Below are 15,008 nucleotides of genomic sequence, written 5' to 3' on the forward strand. Positions count from 1 at the left end.
CGCTCCGCCCGGATCGTCGCTCCGGGGTGCCTCATCCCTCCAGGAAGGCGACGAGCGCGTTGGCCAGGAGGTACGGGTCGTCCGCGCCGCAGAGTTCGCGGGCGCTGTGCATCGAGAGGCAGGCGACGCCGATGTCGACGGTGCTGATGCCGTGGCGGGCGGCCGTGATCGGGCCGATCGTCGTGCCGCAGGGCATGTCGTTGTTGGACACGAAGGACTGCCACGGCACGCCGGCCTTCTCGCAGGCCGCGGCGAAGACGGCCCGGCCGCTGCCGTCGGTGGCGTAGCGCTGGTTGACGTTGACCTTGAGGATCGGGCCGCCGTTGGGACGCGGGTGGTGCGTCGGGTCGTGGCGCTCGGCGTAGTTGGGGTGGACGGCGTGGCCGACGTCGGAGGAGAGGCAGACCGAGCCGGCGAAGGCGCGGGCGCGGTCCTCGTAGGCTCCGCCGCGGGCGTAGACCGAGCGTTCCAGGACGTTGCCGAGGAGCGGGCCCTGGGCGCCGGTGTCGGCCTCGGAGCCGTTCTCCTCGTGGTCGAAGGCGGCGAGGACCGGGATGTACGGGAGGTCGGGCCGCGCGGCGACGGCGGCGAGCGCGGCGACGCCCGCGTGCACGGAGATGAGGTTGTCCATCCGGGGGCCGGCGAGGAGTTCGAGGTCGCGGCCGAGGTAGGCGGGTGCCTCGACGGCGTGCACCATCAGGTCCCAGCCGGTGACGTCCTCGGCGTCGACGCCGGCCTCGGCGGCGACGAAGGAGATGAGGTCGCCCTCGTGGACCTCGCCGAGGCCCCAGATCGGCTGCATGTGCCGCTGGCGTTCGAGCTTGAGGCCTTCGTTGGCCTGGCGGTCGAGGTGGATGGCGAGCTGCGGGACGCGCAGGACGGGCCGGTCGACGTTGACGAGGACGTGGCTGCCGTCGCGCAGGGTGAGCCGGCCGGCGAGGCCGAGGTCGCGGTCGAGCCAGGTGTTGAGCAGGGTGCCGCCGTAGATCTCGACGGCGACCTGGCGCCAGCCCTGGTTGCCCAGGTCGGGCTGGGGCTTGACGCGCAGGTTGGGGGAGTCGGTGTGGGCGCCGACGACGCGGTACGGGGTGTGGGGGTCGGCGCCCTCCGGCACGTACCAGGCGATGATCGCGCCGCCGCGGATCACGTACTTCCCGCCGCTCGTCCCGTCCCAGGCGTCGGTCTCCTCGACCTTGCGGAAGCCGGCCTTCTCCAGGCGGTCGGCCGCGTTCGCCACGGCGTGGTACGGCGACGGGGAGGCCGCGAGGAAGGTCATGAGGTCATCGGTGTGGCCGCGGTCGAAGCGGGAGGGTGCGCTACTCATGCGTTCACCATACGCAGCACGCCGGAGGCGGTGCCGGGGCCCTGGAGAACGGTTCCTTCCCGGGCCCGGCGGGGAAGACGAAACGGCCCGCTCCCCTCCCCGGGAGCGAGCCGTTCGCGGTGGACGGAGGCGCGTACTAGAACGCGGCCTCGTCCAGGTCCATGAGCGAGCCGTCGACGGCCTCGGCGAGCGCGCGCTCGGCGCCGACGCCCGGCAGGACGTTGGCGGCGAAGAACTTCGCGGCGGCGATCTTGCCGGTGTAGAAGACCTTGTCCTTGGCGGAGGCGCTCTCCAGCTTCTCCGCGGCGACGGCCGCGCCCTTCAGCAGCAGGTAGCCGACGACGACGTCACCGGAGGCCATGAGCAGGCGGGTGGTGTTGAGGCCGACCTTGTAGATGTTCTTGACGTCCTCGCCGGTGGCGGTGAGGTCGGTGAGCATCTTGCCGACGATGCCCTCCAGGTCCACGGCGGCCTTGGCGAGCGCGTCGCGGGCGCCGGCCAGCTCCTCGCCGCCGGTGCCGACCGCGAGGAACTTCTTGATCTCCTCGGCCAGCGTGTTCAGGGACGCGCCCTGGTCGCGGACGATCTTGCGGAAGAAGAAGTCCTGGCCCTGGATGGCCGTGGTGCCCTCGTAGAGGGTGTCGATCTTGGCGTCCCGGATGTACTGCTCGATCGGGTACTCCTGCAGGAAGCCGGAGCCGCCGAAGGTCTGGAGCGACTGCGCGAGCTGCTCGTAGCCCTTCTCGGAGCCGTAGCCCTTGACGATCGGGAGCAGCAGGTCGTTCAGGCCGTGCAGGGCCTTCGCGTCCTCGCCGTTCGCCTCCTTGAGCTGGATCTCGTCCTGCACGGTGGCCGTGTAGAGGACGAGGGAGCGCATGCCCTCGGCGTACGCCTTCTGGGTCATCAGCGAGCGGCGGACGTCGGGGTGGTGCGTGATGGTGACCTTGGGGGCGGCCTTGTCCATGAAGTTCGCCAGGTCGGTGCCCTGGACGCGCTCCTTGGCGTACTCGAGGGCGTTGAGGTAGCCCGTCGAGAGGGTGGAGATCGCCTTCGTGCCGACCATCATGCGGGCGAACTCGATGATGAGGAACATCTGGCGGATGCCGTCGTGCTTGTCGCCGATCAGCCAGCCCTTGGCGGGGTGCTGGTCGCCGAAGGTCATCTCGCAGGTGTTGGAGGCCTTGAGGCCCATCTTGTGCTCGACGTTGGTGGCGTAGACGCCGTTGCGCTCGCCCAGCTCGCCGGTCTCCCAGTCGAAGTGGTACTTCGGCACGAGGAAGAGGGACAGGCCCTTGGTGCCGGGGCCGGCGCCCTCGGGGCGGGCGAGGACGTAGTGGAGGATGTTCTCCTCCATGTCGTGCTCACCGGAGGTGATGAAGCGCTTCACGCCCTCGATGTGCCAGGAGCCGTCCTCCTGCTGGACGGCCTTGGTGCGGCCGGCGCCGACGTCCGAGCCGGCGTCCGGCTCGGTGAGGACCATGGTGGAGCCCCACTGGCGGTCGACGGCGATCTGCGCGACCTTCTTCTGCGCCTCGTTGCCCTCGTTGAAGAGGATGCCGGCGAAGGCGGGGCCGGAGGAGTACATCCAGACGGCCGGGTTCGCGCCGAGGATCAGCTCCGCGTACGCCCAGATGAGGGAGCGCGGGGAGGTCGTGCCGCCGATCTCCTCGGGGAGGCCGAGGCGCCAGTACTCGGAGTCCATGAAGGCCTTGTAGGACTTCTTGAAGCTGGCCGGGACCGGGGCGGTGTTGGTCTCGGGGTCGAAGACCGGCGGGTTGCGGTCGGCGTCGGCGAAGGACTCGGCCAGCTCGTTCTCCGAGAGGCGGGTGAGCTCTTCGAGCACGCTCTTGGCGGTCTCGACGTCCATCTCCTCGAACGGACCGGTGCCGTAGACCTTGTCGCGTCCGAGGACCTCGAAGAGGTTGAACTCGATGTCGCGGAGATTCGACTTGTAGTGCCCCATGGCGACGGCTCCGTAAGGATCGGGGAGGGAGATGTCCTCGTACGCGTACTCGTACTACCGGTGAGTAGCCCACGCTCTCTACGATGATGCTACCCGCCGGTAATAAGAGCAACCCCTATCGCGCCATCTGTGACGCGGGACGCACGTCCCGGGTCTTGCGTGACGCTCAGTCGCCGACCGTGTACTCGGGGTCGGTGTAGCAGGGCGACGTCAGGGAGACCGAGAGGCTGTCGCGGGTCGCCTTCTCCCACTTCGACGCGTCCTTGTACGTCGAGGGGAGCAGCAGCTCGATCGTGGCCGTGTGGTGGTCCTTCTCGTGCTCCACGTCGAGCTGGAGCTGCTTGGCCTGCGACTTCGCGGGCTCGAAGCGGAGCACCTTCCATCCCTTGGCCGGCAGCTCCTGGTGGAGCCGGTCCATCGCCTGCTTCAGGGCGTCGGCGTCGGGGGCGTACATCGACCAGAAGTGGCGGACCCGGAAGCCGTCGTCCACCCCGTCGCAGGGCGACGCGTCGGGGGCGCCGTTGTTCGCCTCGCGCAGGCCGGACGTGTCGAAGATCGTGCTGGACCGCGAGCGGACCAGGTCCTTGGCCGCGGCGACCTTCATCGGCTGCGGCTCGTAGGGCAGGCCGGCGTCGTTGCTCATGGTGGTGCATCCCGTCGCGAGGAGAAGGGCGGCAGTGGTCAGGGCCCCGCCGGTGCGTGCGGTGGTGCGGCGGCTCATTGCGAGGTCACTTCCTGGTACCGGCCCGTGACGACGCGGGCCTGGTTGTTGAGGCTCTCGGTGCCGTTGTCCCAGTAGCCGCTGTGGCCGCGGGACCCGTCCGTGGCCACGATGTGCGCGCCGAAGTCGGGGTTGGTCGGTGTCAGCGGCTTCACGACGCTGGCGCCGTCGCCGTCGATGAACGACGGCAGGATGTCGATGTCCAGCTTCTTCGGCGCGTGGCCCCAGCCGCCGAGGTCCGGCACCGGGTCGCTGGTGACGAAGGGGATGTTGAAACCGCCGTACTTGCCGTCGGTGACCCCGCCGGGCAGGTGCAGGCCCTTCAGGTAGGGGTCGCTGTCGGCCTCGGCGGCGTAGACGTGGCCCTTGGGCACGTCCAGGTCGGTGGCGCTGCCCACCTGCATGCCCGGGCTGCCGGCCACGAAGATGTCGTCGGCCGCCAGGTGGCCCTGGCGGGCGGCGGAGCCGATGACCGTGCTGCCGTAGCTGTGGCCGGTCACGGTCATGTGGGTCGGGTCGCCCTGGTGGGTGGCGCGCAACCCGTCGACGAAGCCGTTCAGCTTGGGGGCTCCGTCGTCGGCGTAGTGGCTGAAGGGCGCGTCCTTGACGATGCTCTGCGGGGCGTCGTAGCCGAGCCAGGTGATCGTGGACACGCTCTGACCGTTGGCCAGGTTGTCGCTGGCGCGCCAGAGGGTCTCCATGCGCTTGATGTCACCGCCGATGCCCTCCAGGTTCGAGGTGGTGCCGGGCACGTACATCGCGGTGTGCGTCGCGGTGTCCGGATTGCCGTTGGCGACGATGGCGTGGCCGTTGCCCTGGGTGTCGAAACCCAGGAGGTACGCCTCGGGCAGCGGGCGCTCGCCGGGACGCTCGGACTGGCCCGTGCGGTCGAAGCGGGCCTGGATCGCGTCCATGCCCTTCTTCTGGGCGGTGAGCTCCTCGAACCGGTCCCCGTACTTCTTGTCCCACTGGAGGTACTCGGGGTTCTTGATGACCGCCGGGTACTGGCCGCTGGGGTTCTGGATGTACTCCTGGGGCTGCTTCGGTATGGCGTTCAGGTCGAGCTGGGTCTGGGCGCGGGTCTCGGCGAGGACCATGCGGTTGGCGTCGTCGCGGACCGTGGAGGGGATGCCGTCGAGCGCGCCGATGGACGCCGGGTAGAGCGTGGCGTACTCGTCACGCTGCTCCTGGGTCAGCCCGTTCCACCACTCGGCGTTCTCCTTCGGCGACTTGCCGTGCGGGATCTTGCCGTCGTCGGCGTACTTGCCGGCGGCGTCCTGGAGGGCCTTGGTGTCCTTGGCGGCGTCGGCGAGGGTCTCGTCGCTGACGGTGAGGCCGGGCTCGGCCCTCAGCTTGCGCAGGACGCCCGCGTACCGGCCGTCGATCTCGGCGGCCTCGCGCACCGCGTCGCCGATGCGCTGGGCGATGTCCTCGGCCTTGCCCTTGTTGGGGTCGGTGCTGCCGATGCCCTCGGCCTTGCCGGGCAGGTAGGGGATGGGCGCGCCGTCCTGGGCGGTGGTGGAGCCCGGCTTGAGGACGTAGGACTGGGAGGGGTACTCGACGGACCCGTCGGGCTTTACCGTGAACTTGAGGTTCTCGGCGTCCTCCAGCGCCTGCTTCAGCTTCCGCTGCGGGGCGGCGAGCTCGGAGGCCAGCCCGTTGAGCGCGGTGCGGATCAGCCCGCACTCGGCGTGCAGGTACTGGAAGTTGCGGCTCAGCTGCTGGACGTCGCCGGTGGCGGTCTTGGCGGCCTCGCCCTTCTGGGTGTCGTTGATCCGCGCGAACATGCCGTTGTCGACGCGGTCCTTGTCGGCGTTGGCGCGGGAGCTGATCTTGCCCCAGCCGTCCGCCGCGTCCGTGTACTCGCTCAGCTTCACGTCGCGCAGCTGCTGCCAGGTGGGCATCCGGATCAGCCCTCCTTCTTCTGGGAGGGGGTGGGCGCCTCGGCGGCGATCTTGCGCTGGGTGTCGAGCTCGCGTTCGCCGAAGTCGCGGCCGGCGCTCTTGAGGGCGCTCTCCAGCCGTCCGCACTCGTCGCGGACGGCGGTGAGGCGGGTCTTCCAGGTGCCGAGGATCTCGGTCAGGGCGGCGGAGGAGTCGAAGCCGGCGGTCCCGCCGGTGACGCCCTCGTTCGCGGTGCCGAGGTCGGTGAGCGAGGTGGTGGTCGAGGTGCGCAGCTCGCCGGAGGTCTTGCCGGCGCCGTGCCAGGGACCCTCTTCGGCCTTCAGGTTCGCGTCGCCGCCTCCGCCTCCGCCTCCACCGCCTCCGCGGTCCTCGGCGGGCAGACCCGCGAGGGTCATCGACGCGGGCTGTCCGGACGGCGCGGCGCCCCCGAACAGCTCGTCCCATTTGGCGTTCAGTGCCATGTTCCACCCCCGTGGCGACCGGAAATTGCTCACGCGAACCTAGCAAGAGAAGGCGAACGGTGCGAAGACATGTGCGAAGGGCAGGTTCTTCGTCCGTGGCGAGGACCTGCCGGGCGCGGTCGCCGGGGGCGGGCCGGGTCGGCAGGGGCGCGGTCGCCGGGGGTCGGGCCGGGTCGGCAGGGGCGCGGTGACCGGGCGTCGGCGCGTGGGCTCCGTCCCGTGCCGCCGGGGGTGGAGGCGGTGCTCCGGCGCCGTTCCGCCGGGGTGTGCGCTCCGTCTCGGCCGACCCGAACCGCTCTGGGCGCGGCGCCCGCTCGATAGGCTGGGGGCATGTACGGATACGGCCAGCACGGCGACGGCAGCGCCGCCCAGCAGCAGTACGCCCAGCCCCCGCAGCAGCCGATGCAGGGAGGCATGCAGGGCGGCGGGTACGGGCAGCAGCCTCCCCTCTACCCGGAGCCGTCGCCGCCGTCCCTGGCCGACGCCGTACGCGCCTTCACGACGGGCTCGCTGGCCGCCGAGGACTTCCAGCAGGTCTTCGCGACCTCCAAGGTCTACTGCCCCCGTGGGGACAACCCCGGCTTCCTGGCGCTGCACAACACCCAGCAGCCGGTGATCCCGATGTTCACCTCGCTCAAGGAGTTGCGGCGGTACGCGGGCAAGGAGTCGAAGTACTTCGTGATCACCGGCGCCGAGGTGATCGACCTGCTGCCGACCGGCTACGGCTTCGTCCTCGACATGGAGGGCGACCACCGCATGGTCTTCGACGCGAAGGCCGTGGAGCAGATGGTGGACTTCGCGATGCGCCGGATGTACGGCTGACGCTTGCGGGGAACGTGTGGGAGCGCCCGGGAGGAATTCCTCCCGGGCGTTCCGCGTTTCGGGTGGCAGGAAGTTCATTGTTCAACTAAAGTGGTCGCACAAGGAGGTCCCGCCATGCCCGCTGTGACTGTCGAGAACCCGCTCACCCTGCCGCGCGTCGCCGCCCCGGCCGACGCCGTCCCCCGCCCCGTGCTCGCCGTGACCACGGCACCTTCCGGATTCGAGGGCGAGGGATTCCCGGTGCGCCGCGCGTTCGCCGGGATCAACTACCGCTACCTCGACCCGTTCATCATGATGGACCAGATGGGAGAGGTGGAGTACGCCCCCGGCGAGCCCAAGGGCACGCCCTGGCACCCCCACCGGGGCTTCGAGACCGTCACGTACATCATCGACGGCGTCTTCGACCACCAGGACTCCAACGGCGGTGGCGGCACCATCACCAACGGCGACACCCAGTGGATGACCGCCGGATCCGGACTGCTGCACATCGAGGCTCCGCCGGAGTCGCTCGTCGTGAGCGGCGGGCTCTTCCATGGGCTCCAGCTGTGGGTGAACCTGCCGGCCGAGGACAAGATGATGGCCCCGCGCTACCAGGACATCCGCGGCGGCCAGGTGCAGCTGCTGACCTCGCCGGACGGCGGCGCGCTCTACCGCGTCATCGCGGGCGACCTCGACGGCCACGCCGGCCCGGGCATCACGCACACCCCGATCACGATGATCCACGCGACCGTCCGGCCGGGCGCCGAGGTGACCCTGCCGTGGCGCGAGGACTTCAACGGCCTCGCCTACGTGCTGGCCGGCCGCGGCTCGGTCGGCGCCGACCGGCGTCCGGTCCACATGGGCCAGACCGCGGTCTTCGGCCAGGGCGGCTCGCTGACGGTCCGCGCGGACGAGAAGCAGGACGCGCACACCCCGGACCTGGAGGTCGTCCTGCTGGGCGGCCGGCCGATCCGCGAACCGATGGCGCACTACGGCCCGTTCGTCATGAACAGCCAGGCGGAGCTGCGGCAGGCCTTCGAGGACTTCCAGGCCGGCCGGCTCGGCACCATCCCGGCGGTGCACGGGATGGGCGAGTAGGAGACCCCGCGCCGCGCACCGGACCCGTCCGGCGCGCGGCGCGCGGCTCTGCCGGGACGACTCCGGAGGGACGCGGCCACCAGGCTCCGAAGGGACGTGGCCGCGCGATCCTGACGGGCCGTCACCCGTCCGGCCCGTAGCGCAGGACGACACGCCGCGGGGCGTGGTCCGGTGAACGGGTGCAGACGCAGCCGGAGCCGCAGAGATCCCTCCTTCCCGCGCCCGCGCGCCGTGCCGCCGCCTGGTGCGTCGTCGCGCTGCTGTTCATCGCGGTCGCCGCCGTCGGCATCTGGCTCTGCGTCGAGCTCCAGACGGCCGTCACCCCCGTGCTGCTCGCCCTGCTCGGCACCGCCCTGCTCGGGCCCCTCTACCGGCGCCTGCTGCGCATGAAGGTGCAGAAGTCGCTCGCCGCCGCGCTCACGGTCCTCGCCGTCCTCGCCGTCGTCGGCGGCGCCGGTTACATCGTCGTCATCGCCCTCATCGAGACCGGCGACCAGATCCTCGACTCGCTGCGGCAGGCCGCGACCGACATCGCCCAGCACCTCGGCGCGGCCGGCACCTCCCTCGACGACATCGCGCGGAACGCGCAGTCGCTGCTCCAGAGATTCGGCGGGACCGCCGCCTCCGGGGTGATCTCCGGCCTCAGCGTCGTCGCCGAGCTGATCGCCACCGGAGTGCTCGCGCTGCTGCTGATCTTCTTCTTCCTCCGTGACTCCGACAAGGCCGTGGGCGCCCTGCGCTCCCTGGCCCCCTCCTCCACCGGCGACGCGGTCGAGGCGATGGCCCGCCGCGCCTTCGAGGCCGTGGAGGGCTTCATGCGCGGCACCACCTTCGTCGCGCTCGTCGACGCCGTCCTGATCGGCGTCGGCCTGCTGCTCCTGCGGGTGCCCGGCGCCGTCGGGCTCGCCGCGCTGGTCTTCGTCACGGCCTACATCCCGTACCTCGGCGCCTTCCTCTCCGGCGCGGTCGCCGTCCTCGTCGCCCTCGCCGACCGCGGCGTCGTCATCGCCCTGTGGGTCCTCGGCGTCGTCCTCGGCGTCCAGGTCCTGGAGGGGTACGTGCTCCAGCCCATGGTCCAGAGCCGGACCGTCCAGATGCACCCCGCCGTGGTCATGCTGGCGATCACCGCCGGCGCGTCCGTGGCCGGGATCCTGGGGATGCTGCTCGCCGTGCCGCTGACGGCGGCGGCGTTCGGGGTGATCGGCGAGCTGCGCGGACGGTACGCCGCGGCGGAGGAGCGGGCGCCTGAGCGACCCGGCTGACGGGACCACCCGGCCTCCGCCGTCCGGGACGTAAGGGCGCGGCGCGTACGCCGCCGCCGCCCGCAGCCCGAGCCGGGCGTCAGGCGGGCAGGCCGCCCGGCTCGAAGGACGCCAGGAGCTGTTCGAGGGCCGCCTGGTCGGGCCCGACGAACGGGTCCTGGTCCGGCGCCATCGTGATCGTGTCGAGCATCGCGCCGGTCATGCGCACGGCCGGCGGCAGATGCGTGCTGAGCACGATCTCCGGGTTCATGTCCCGCAGCGGGGCGAGCGTCGCCCGGTACTTCCCGGGGTCCACAATGTGCACCCACGGGCTGTCCACCGTGGCCCACAGCAGCTGTGCGGCACGCAGCTCCTCCGGCTTGAGGTCGCTCGCGTGCCCGCTCTCCGCGAGCTCGGCGGACGGCATCGGCCCGCCGAAGCAGTCGGAGCTGAAGCAGATCCGCGTCTTCTCGTCGTAGAAGCCGACGGTCGCCGGGTTGTCGAAGAGCGGCGGCCGGAAGCCCGTCAGGCTGCGGTCGCCGACGTCCAGGGACTGGCCCGGGTTGAGGAAGTACACCCGGTCCATCGGGAGCGGGCGCTCGGTGGACATGATCCCCGCGCCGATGAAGGTGGTCACCACCCGGGCCTTCGGGGCCGCCTCCAGCAGGTCGAAGAGGCCCCCGGTGTGGTCGCGGTCGGGGTGGGTGAGCCAGATCCAGCGCACGTCGGCGGGGTCCATGACCGAGCCGAGCGCGGCGACGAAGTCGCGGTCGGCGACGGAGAGCCCGGTGTCGACGACGACCGGCTCCCGGGCGGTGAGGACGAAGGCGTTGGCCGGGATGTGGCCGATCCCCGGTACGTCGAGACTGTCGGCCAGGACGGTGGTGTCGCTTCCGACCCTGTGGATATCCATGGCGGGCTCCGTGGTCCCCCCGGCGGCCGTACCAGACCCCAGTCTCCTCCGGTCCGCAGGTCGCCGCGCGGCGGCGAGCCGACGCGACCGGCCGCGCGGTCCACGCCGCACGTGCCCGGCACCGCGCCCCGCCGGACCGGCCCGGCCCGCGCCGGCCGCGGGCACCGGCCGCGGGGCACCCGGACCGTCCTACGCGGCGCCGTTCCCGTTCGGCGACTCCGGGGGCTCGTTCAGCTCGAACCAGATCGACTTGCCCTGGCCCCGCGGATCCACGCCCCAGGCGTGCGCCAGCATCTCCATCAGCATCAGGCCGCGGCCCGACGAGGCCATTTCCCCCGGGTGCCGCTTGTGGGGCAGCTCGTCGCTGGCGTCGGAGACCTCGACGCGCAGCCGGCGGGCCTCGCCGGAGCAGGTCACCTCGGCGACCACCAGCGCGTCCCCGTCCGTGTGGATGAGGACGTTGGTGACCATCTCGGACACCATCAGGACCGCCGAGTCGACCTGCTCCTCGTCGTTCCAGTCGTGCAGCAGCTGCCGCAGGTGCTGGCGGGCGGCGGCGATGCGCTGCTGCTCCGCCTGCGCGACGGTCATCATGGTGCGGCGCGGGGCCTGCGGGGCGGCCGGGCCCTGCCGCGACAGGAGCAGGACCGCGATGTCGTCCTCGCGACGGTCCGCGAGCGGTCCGGTGGTGTGGTGCGAGCCCGGACCGTGGACGGCCTCCACGAGCCGGTCGGCCAGTTCCTCCAGGGACTTCCCGTCGTGCTCCTCGAGCAGCGCGCGGAGACGCTCCCAGCCGGAGTCGAGGTCGTGCCCGCCGGTCTCCAGGAGTCCGTCGGTGCACATCATGAGGGTCTCGCCGGGCTCCAGCGTGAGCCGGGTCGTCGGGTAGTCGGTGTCCGGGTCGATGCCCAACGGCAGGCCGCCGGCCGTCGGGCGCAGCAGAACCGTTCCGTCGGTCATCCGGACCGCCGGGTCGGGATGACCCGCCCGGGCGATGTCCAGCGTGCCGGTGACCGGGTCGATCTCCATGTAGAGACAGGTCGCGAAGCGCGGGCCACCGTCCTCGGCGCCCCTGCCCGCCGGTCCGTCCCCGTCCGGGCCGTATCCGGGGCCGTACCCCGGACCGTCCGCCTCGCCGTCGGTGATCCCGTACAGGAAGCGCGAGGCGCGGGAGAGCACGGCGTCCGGGCGGTGGCCCTCGGAGGCGTAGGCGCGCAGGGCGATCCGGAGCTGGCCCATCAGGCCGGCGGCGCGCACGTCGTGCCCCTGGACGTCGCCGATGACCAGGGCCATGCGCCCGCCGGGCAACTGGATCATGTCGTACCAGTCACCGCCGACCTGCAGCCCGCCGCCGGTGGGGACGTACCGGGCGGCCACCTGCAGGCCCGGGAGGCCGGGACCGAGGACCGGCATCATCGTGCGCTGCAGGCCGAGCGACAGCTCCCGCTCGGACTCGGCGACACCGGCCCGGGCCAGCGCCTGGGCGAGCATCCGGGCGACGGTGGTGAGGACCGAGCGCTCGTCGGGGGTGAAGGCCACCGGGTGCTTGAAGGCGGCCATCCAGGCGCCCATGGTGCGCCCGGCGACGATCAGCGGGAGGTAGGCCCAGGACTGGCGGCCGAAGCGCCGGGCGAGCGGCCAGGTGACCGGGAAGCGCCGCAGGTACTCCTGCGGCGACGGCAGGTAGATGGCCCGGCCGGTCCGGGTGACCTCGGCGGCCGGATAGTCGGTGTCCAGCGACATCGAGCTGAAGGGGCCCTCGTCGCCGGTGCTGTGCCCGTGGTGGCCGATGATCGTCAGCCGGTCGCCCGCCACCCCGAAGACGGCGAGCCCGTCGGGCGAGAACCCCGGCATCGACAGCGAGGCGGCGACCCGCAGCACCTCGGCGGTCGACCGGGCCTCGGCCAGCGCGCGGCCCGCGTCCAGCAGGAACGCCTCGCGCGAACGGCGCCAGTCGCCGGTGACGGGGGTGCGGGCGGCGGTGCCGGGCTGCGCCTCGGCGACCTCCTGGAGAGTGCCGACGAGCTGGTAGTCGCCGCCCTGCAGGAGCGGCTTGGACCGGCTCCGTACGGTACGGATCACCCGCCCCCGGTCGTCCATGATCCGTAGCCGGGCCTCGGCGAGCGTGCCCTCCACGATGGCCAGATGGACGACTCCGTCGACCTCGTTCCAGTCGACCGGGTGAAAACGGGAGCGTACGGCCGCCTCGGTGAGCCGGGCGGGCTCGGCGGGCAGCCCGAGCAGCCGGGCCGCCTCGGCGTCGAGCGTGACGATCCCGGACGCGTTGTCCCAGCGCCACAGGCCGGTCGCGATCGCGGCCAGGACGTCCTCGGTGCGCATTGCCCCACTTTATGGAGAGCGGCCCGCCGGTCGCCACTGAGAGTATTCGGAGGTCGATCCCGAGTGGCCCGGTACCCTTGACGGGCCTGGATCCTTCCGGGCTCCCACAGATTCCGAAGACTGGATGAACGACGATGCATCGGTACAGGTCCCACACCTGCGGCGAGCTCCGCGCCTCTGACGTCGGCACCGACGTCCGGCTGAGCGGCTGGCTGCACAATCGGCGCGACCTGGGCGGCATCCTCTTCATCGATCTGCGCGACCACTACGGCATCACGCAGCTCGTCGCCCGGCCGGGCACCGCGGCCGCCGAGGCCCTGGACAAGCTGACGAAGGAGACCGTCGTCCGCGTCGACGGCAAGGTCGTCTCGCGCGGCGCCGACAACGTCAACCCGGAGCTGGCGACCGGCGAGATCGAGATCGAGGCCGCCGAGATCGAGGTCCTCGGCGCGTCCAAGCAGATCCCCTTCACCATCAACGCCGACGACGGCGTCAACGAGGAGCGGCGCCTGGAGTACCGCTTCCTCGACCTGCGCCGCGAGCGCATGCACCGCAACATCATGCTGCGCTCCGCCGTCATCGCCTCCATCCGCTCCAAGATGGTGGCCCTCGGCTTCAACGAGATGGCGACCCCGATCCTGGCCGCGACCTCCCCCGAGGGCGCGCGCGACTTCGTGGTCCCGTCCCGTCTGAACCCGGGCAAGTTCTACGCGCTGCCGCAGGCGCCGCAGCAGTTCAAGCAGCTGCTGATGATCTCCGGCTTCGACCGCTACTTCCAGATCGCGCCCTGCTTCCGCGACGAGGACGCCCGCGCCGACCGCTCGCCGGGCGAGTTCTACCAGCTCGACGTCGAGATGAGCTTCGTCGAGCAGGAGGACGTCTTCCAGCCGATCGAGAAGCTCATGACCGAGATCTTCGAGGAGTTCGGCGGCGGGCGTCACGTCACCTCGCCGTTCCCGCGGATCCCGTTCCGCGAGTCGATGCTGAAGTACGGCAACGACAAGCCGGACCTGCGCACCGACCTGGAGCTCGTCGACATCTCGGACGTCTTCGAGAACTCCGAGTTCAAGGCGTTCGCGGGCAAGCACGTCCGTGCCCTGGCCGTGCCGGACACCGGCGACCAGCCGCGCAAGTTCTTCGACTCCCTGGGCGACTTCGCCGTCTCCCTCGGCGCCAAGGGCCTGGCCTGGGTCCGCGTCGGCGAGGGCAACGCCCTGACCGGCCCGATCGCCAAGTTCCTCACCGAGGAGAACGTCAAGGTCCTCACCGAGCGTCTCGGCCTGGAGCCGGGCCACGCGATCTTCTTCGGCGCGGGCGAGTTCGACGAGGTCTCCAAGATCATGGGCCCGGTCCGGGTCGAGGCCGCCAAGCGCGCCGGCCGGTTCGAGGAGAACGTCTTCCGCTTCGCCTGGATCGTCGACTTCCCGATGTACGAGCGGGACGAGGAGACCGGCAAGATCGACTTCTCGCACAACCCGTTCTCGATGCCGCAGGGCGGTCTGCAGGCCCTGGAGACCCAGGACCCGCTGGACGTCCTCGGCTGGCAGTACGACATCGTCTGCAACGGCATCGAGCTGTCCTCGGGCGCGATCCGGAACCACGAGCCCGAGATCATGTTCAAGGCGTTCGAGATCGCGGGCTACTCCCGCGAGACGGTCGAGCAGGAGTTCGCGGGCATGCTCCGCGCCTTCGAGTACGGCGCCCCGCCGCACGGCGGCATCGCCCCGGGCGTCGACCGCATCGTGATGCTGCTGGCCGACGAGCCCAACATCCGCGAGACCATCGCCTTCCCGCTCAACGGCAACGCCCAGGACCTCCTGATGGGCGCCCCGACGGAGCTGGACGAGGCGCGCCTGCGCGAGCTGAACATCCAGCTGCGCAAGCCGGTCGCGAAGGAGAAGCCGGCCGACGACCGCCCGGTCACGGACGCGGTCCACCCGGACGCGGCGCGGTAGCAACTCGCCCTGAGCACCGGAAGGGCCCGGACCGCGCACGCGGTCCGGGCCCTTCCGTGCTTTTCGGGGGTGGGGGTGGGGGGTGCGGGTGCGGGTGGGGGGTGCGGGTGCGGGTGCGGGTGCGGGTCTGGGGCTGGGGGTCTTGGGGGCCGGGCGCCTCGGTGGCTTCTGGTGGTTGGCCGCCCTCTCTCCGAGTGTGGCGGGTTGCGGCGCCGCTTCAAGGGCGCTCCTTCGTCGCGTCGCTGCGCGATGGGCTGCGCCCACCCTTGACCCGTCGCCTCCACCCG

General features: G+C 71.4%; 11 protein-coding genes. 4 read left to right on the top strand and 7 right to left on the bottom strand.

Going from position 1 to position 15,008, the window contains the following annotated elements; all coding sequences use genetic code 11:
- Nucleotides 1-31: 31 nt before the first annotated feature.
- The 5 genes from ACE1OA_RS17910 to ACE1OA_RS17930 all read right to left on the bottom strand — a co-directional run bounded on the left by ACE1OA_RS17910 (nucleotide 32) and on the right by ACE1OA_RS17930 (nucleotide 6,373).
- Nucleotides 32-1,324, bottom strand: a complete 1,293-nt coding sequence (locus ACE1OA_RS17910; RefSeq protein ID WP_356775034.1) for a M18 family aminopeptidase — start codon at nucleotides 1,322-1,324, stop codon at nucleotides 32-34.
- A gap of 136 nt (nucleotides 1,325-1,460) precedes the next feature.
- Complete coding sequence (locus tag ACE1OA_RS17915) at nucleotides 1,461-3,287, bottom strand: acyl-CoA dehydrogenase (RefSeq protein WP_356601394.1); 1,827 nt, start codon at nucleotides 3,285-3,287, stop codon at nucleotides 1,461-1,463.
- 166 nt (nucleotides 3,288-3,453) lie between these two features.
- On the bottom strand, nucleotides 3,454-4,008 hold the full coding sequence (locus tag ACE1OA_RS17920; RefSeq protein ID WP_356601395.1) for a hypothetical protein: 555 nt from the start codon (nucleotides 4,006-4,008) through the stop codon (nucleotides 3,454-3,456).
- Nucleotides 4,005-5,912 carry an alpha/beta hydrolase gene (locus ACE1OA_RS17925; RefSeq protein ID WP_356601396.1) on the bottom strand — a complete coding sequence of 636 codons (1,908 nt, stop codon included), beginning with the start codon at nucleotides 5,910-5,912 and terminating at the stop codon, nucleotides 4,005-4,007. Before ACE1OA_RS17925 ends, ACE1OA_RS17920 begins: the two co-directional genes overlap by 4 nt.
- Before the next feature lie 5 nt (nucleotides 5,913-5,917).
- The gene (locus ACE1OA_RS17930; RefSeq protein WP_432753051.1) at nucleotides 5,918-6,373 is read right to left on the bottom strand and encodes a hypothetical protein; all 456 of its coding nucleotides are present in this window, start codon (nucleotides 6,371-6,373) and stop codon (nucleotides 5,918-5,920) included.
- A gap of 330 nt (nucleotides 6,374-6,703) precedes the next feature.
- Between ACE1OA_RS17930 and ACE1OA_RS17935 the strand changes: the two genes are divergently transcribed.
- The 3 genes from ACE1OA_RS17935 to ACE1OA_RS17945 all read left to right on the top strand — a co-directional run bounded on the left by ACE1OA_RS17935 (nucleotide 6,704) and on the right by ACE1OA_RS17945 (nucleotide 9,534).
- Complete coding sequence (locus ACE1OA_RS17935) at nucleotides 6,704-7,195, top strand: SseB family protein (protein WP_356601398.1); 492 nt, start codon at nucleotides 6,704-6,706, stop codon at nucleotides 7,193-7,195.
- Nucleotides 7,196-7,309: 114 nt separating this feature from the next.
- Nucleotides 7,310-8,272 carry a pirin family protein gene (locus ACE1OA_RS17940; RefSeq protein ID WP_356601399.1) on the top strand — a complete coding sequence of 321 codons (963 nt, stop codon included), beginning with the start codon at nucleotides 7,310-7,312 and terminating at the stop codon, nucleotides 8,270-8,272.
- A gap of 179 nt (nucleotides 8,273-8,451) precedes the next feature.
- Nucleotides 8,452-9,534 (top strand): AI-2E family transporter, encoded by a 1,083-nt coding sequence (locus tag ACE1OA_RS17945; protein ID WP_432753052.1) that lies wholly within the window; start codon nucleotides 8,452-8,454, stop codon nucleotides 9,532-9,534.
- 79 nt (nucleotides 9,535-9,613) lie between these two features.
- Here ACE1OA_RS17945 and ACE1OA_RS17950 read toward each other — a convergent pair whose 3' ends face one another.
- A complete protein-coding gene (locus ACE1OA_RS17950; protein WP_386543187.1) occupies nucleotides 9,614-10,426 on the bottom strand; it encodes an MBL fold metallo-hydrolase in 813 nt (270 codons plus the stop codon).
- A 189-nt stretch (nucleotides 10,427-10,615) separates the two neighbouring features.
- Nucleotides 10,616-12,766, bottom strand: coding sequence for an ATP-binding SpoIIE family protein phosphatase (locus ACE1OA_RS17955; RefSeq protein ID WP_386543186.1), 2,151 nt, complete (start codon nucleotides 12,764-12,766; stop codon nucleotides 10,616-10,618).
- Between the two features lie 134 nt (nucleotides 12,767-12,900).
- On the opposite strand from ACE1OA_RS17955, the gene aspS reads away from it, so the two are divergent.
- Entirely contained in the window at nucleotides 12,901-14,721 is a 1,821-nt protein-coding gene (gene aspS, locus ACE1OA_RS17960; RefSeq protein WP_356601403.1) for an aspartate--tRNA ligase, read from the top strand.
- Nucleotides 14,722-15,008 lie beyond the last annotated feature (287 nt).

This window comes from Streptomyces sp. JL2001 (assembly GCF_050917515.1).
GTDB lineage: Bacteria > Actinomycetota > Actinomycetes > Streptomycetales > Streptomycetaceae > Streptomyces.

What these genes read in the sequence shown, in the direction of transcription:
- ACE1OA_RS17955 (WP_386543186.1), bottom strand. Translation starts at nt 12,766, where the DNA reads ATGCGCACCGAGGACGTCCTGGCCGCGATCGCGACCGGCCTGTGGCGC.
- ACE1OA_RS17915 (WP_356601394.1), bottom strand. Translation starts at nt 3,287, where the DNA reads ATGGGGCACTACAAGTCGAATCTCCGCGACATCGAGTTCAACCTCTTC.
- ACE1OA_RS17920 (WP_356601395.1), bottom strand. Translation starts at nt 4,008, where the DNA reads ATGAGCCGCCGCACCACCGCACGCACCGGCGGGGCCCTGACCACTGCC.
- ACE1OA_RS17940 (WP_356601399.1), top strand. Translation starts at nt 7,310, where the DNA reads ATGCCCGCTGTGACTGTCGAGAACCCGCTCACCCTGCCGCGCGTCGCC.
- ACE1OA_RS17910 (WP_356775034.1), bottom strand. Translation starts at nt 1,324, where the DNA reads ATGAGTAGCGCACCCTCCCGCTTCGACCGCGGCCACACCGATGACCTC.
- ACE1OA_RS17925 (WP_356601396.1), bottom strand. Translation starts at nt 5,912, where the DNA reads ATGCCCACCTGGCAGCAGCTGCGCGACGTGAAGCTGAGCGAGTACACG.
- aspS (WP_356601403.1), top strand. Translation starts at nt 12,901, where the DNA reads ATGCATCGGTACAGGTCCCACACCTGCGGCGAGCTCCGCGCCTCTGAC.
- ACE1OA_RS17930 (WP_432753051.1), bottom strand. Translation starts at nt 6,373, where the DNA reads ATGGCACTGAACGCCAAATGGGACGAGCTGTTCGGGGGCGCCGCGCCG.
- ACE1OA_RS17950 (WP_386543187.1), bottom strand. Translation starts at nt 10,426, where the DNA reads ATGGATATCCACAGGGTCGGAAGCGACACCACCGTCCTGGCCGACAGT.
- ACE1OA_RS17935 (WP_356601398.1), top strand. Translation starts at nt 6,704, where the DNA reads ATGTACGGATACGGCCAGCACGGCGACGGCAGCGCCGCCCAGCAGCAG.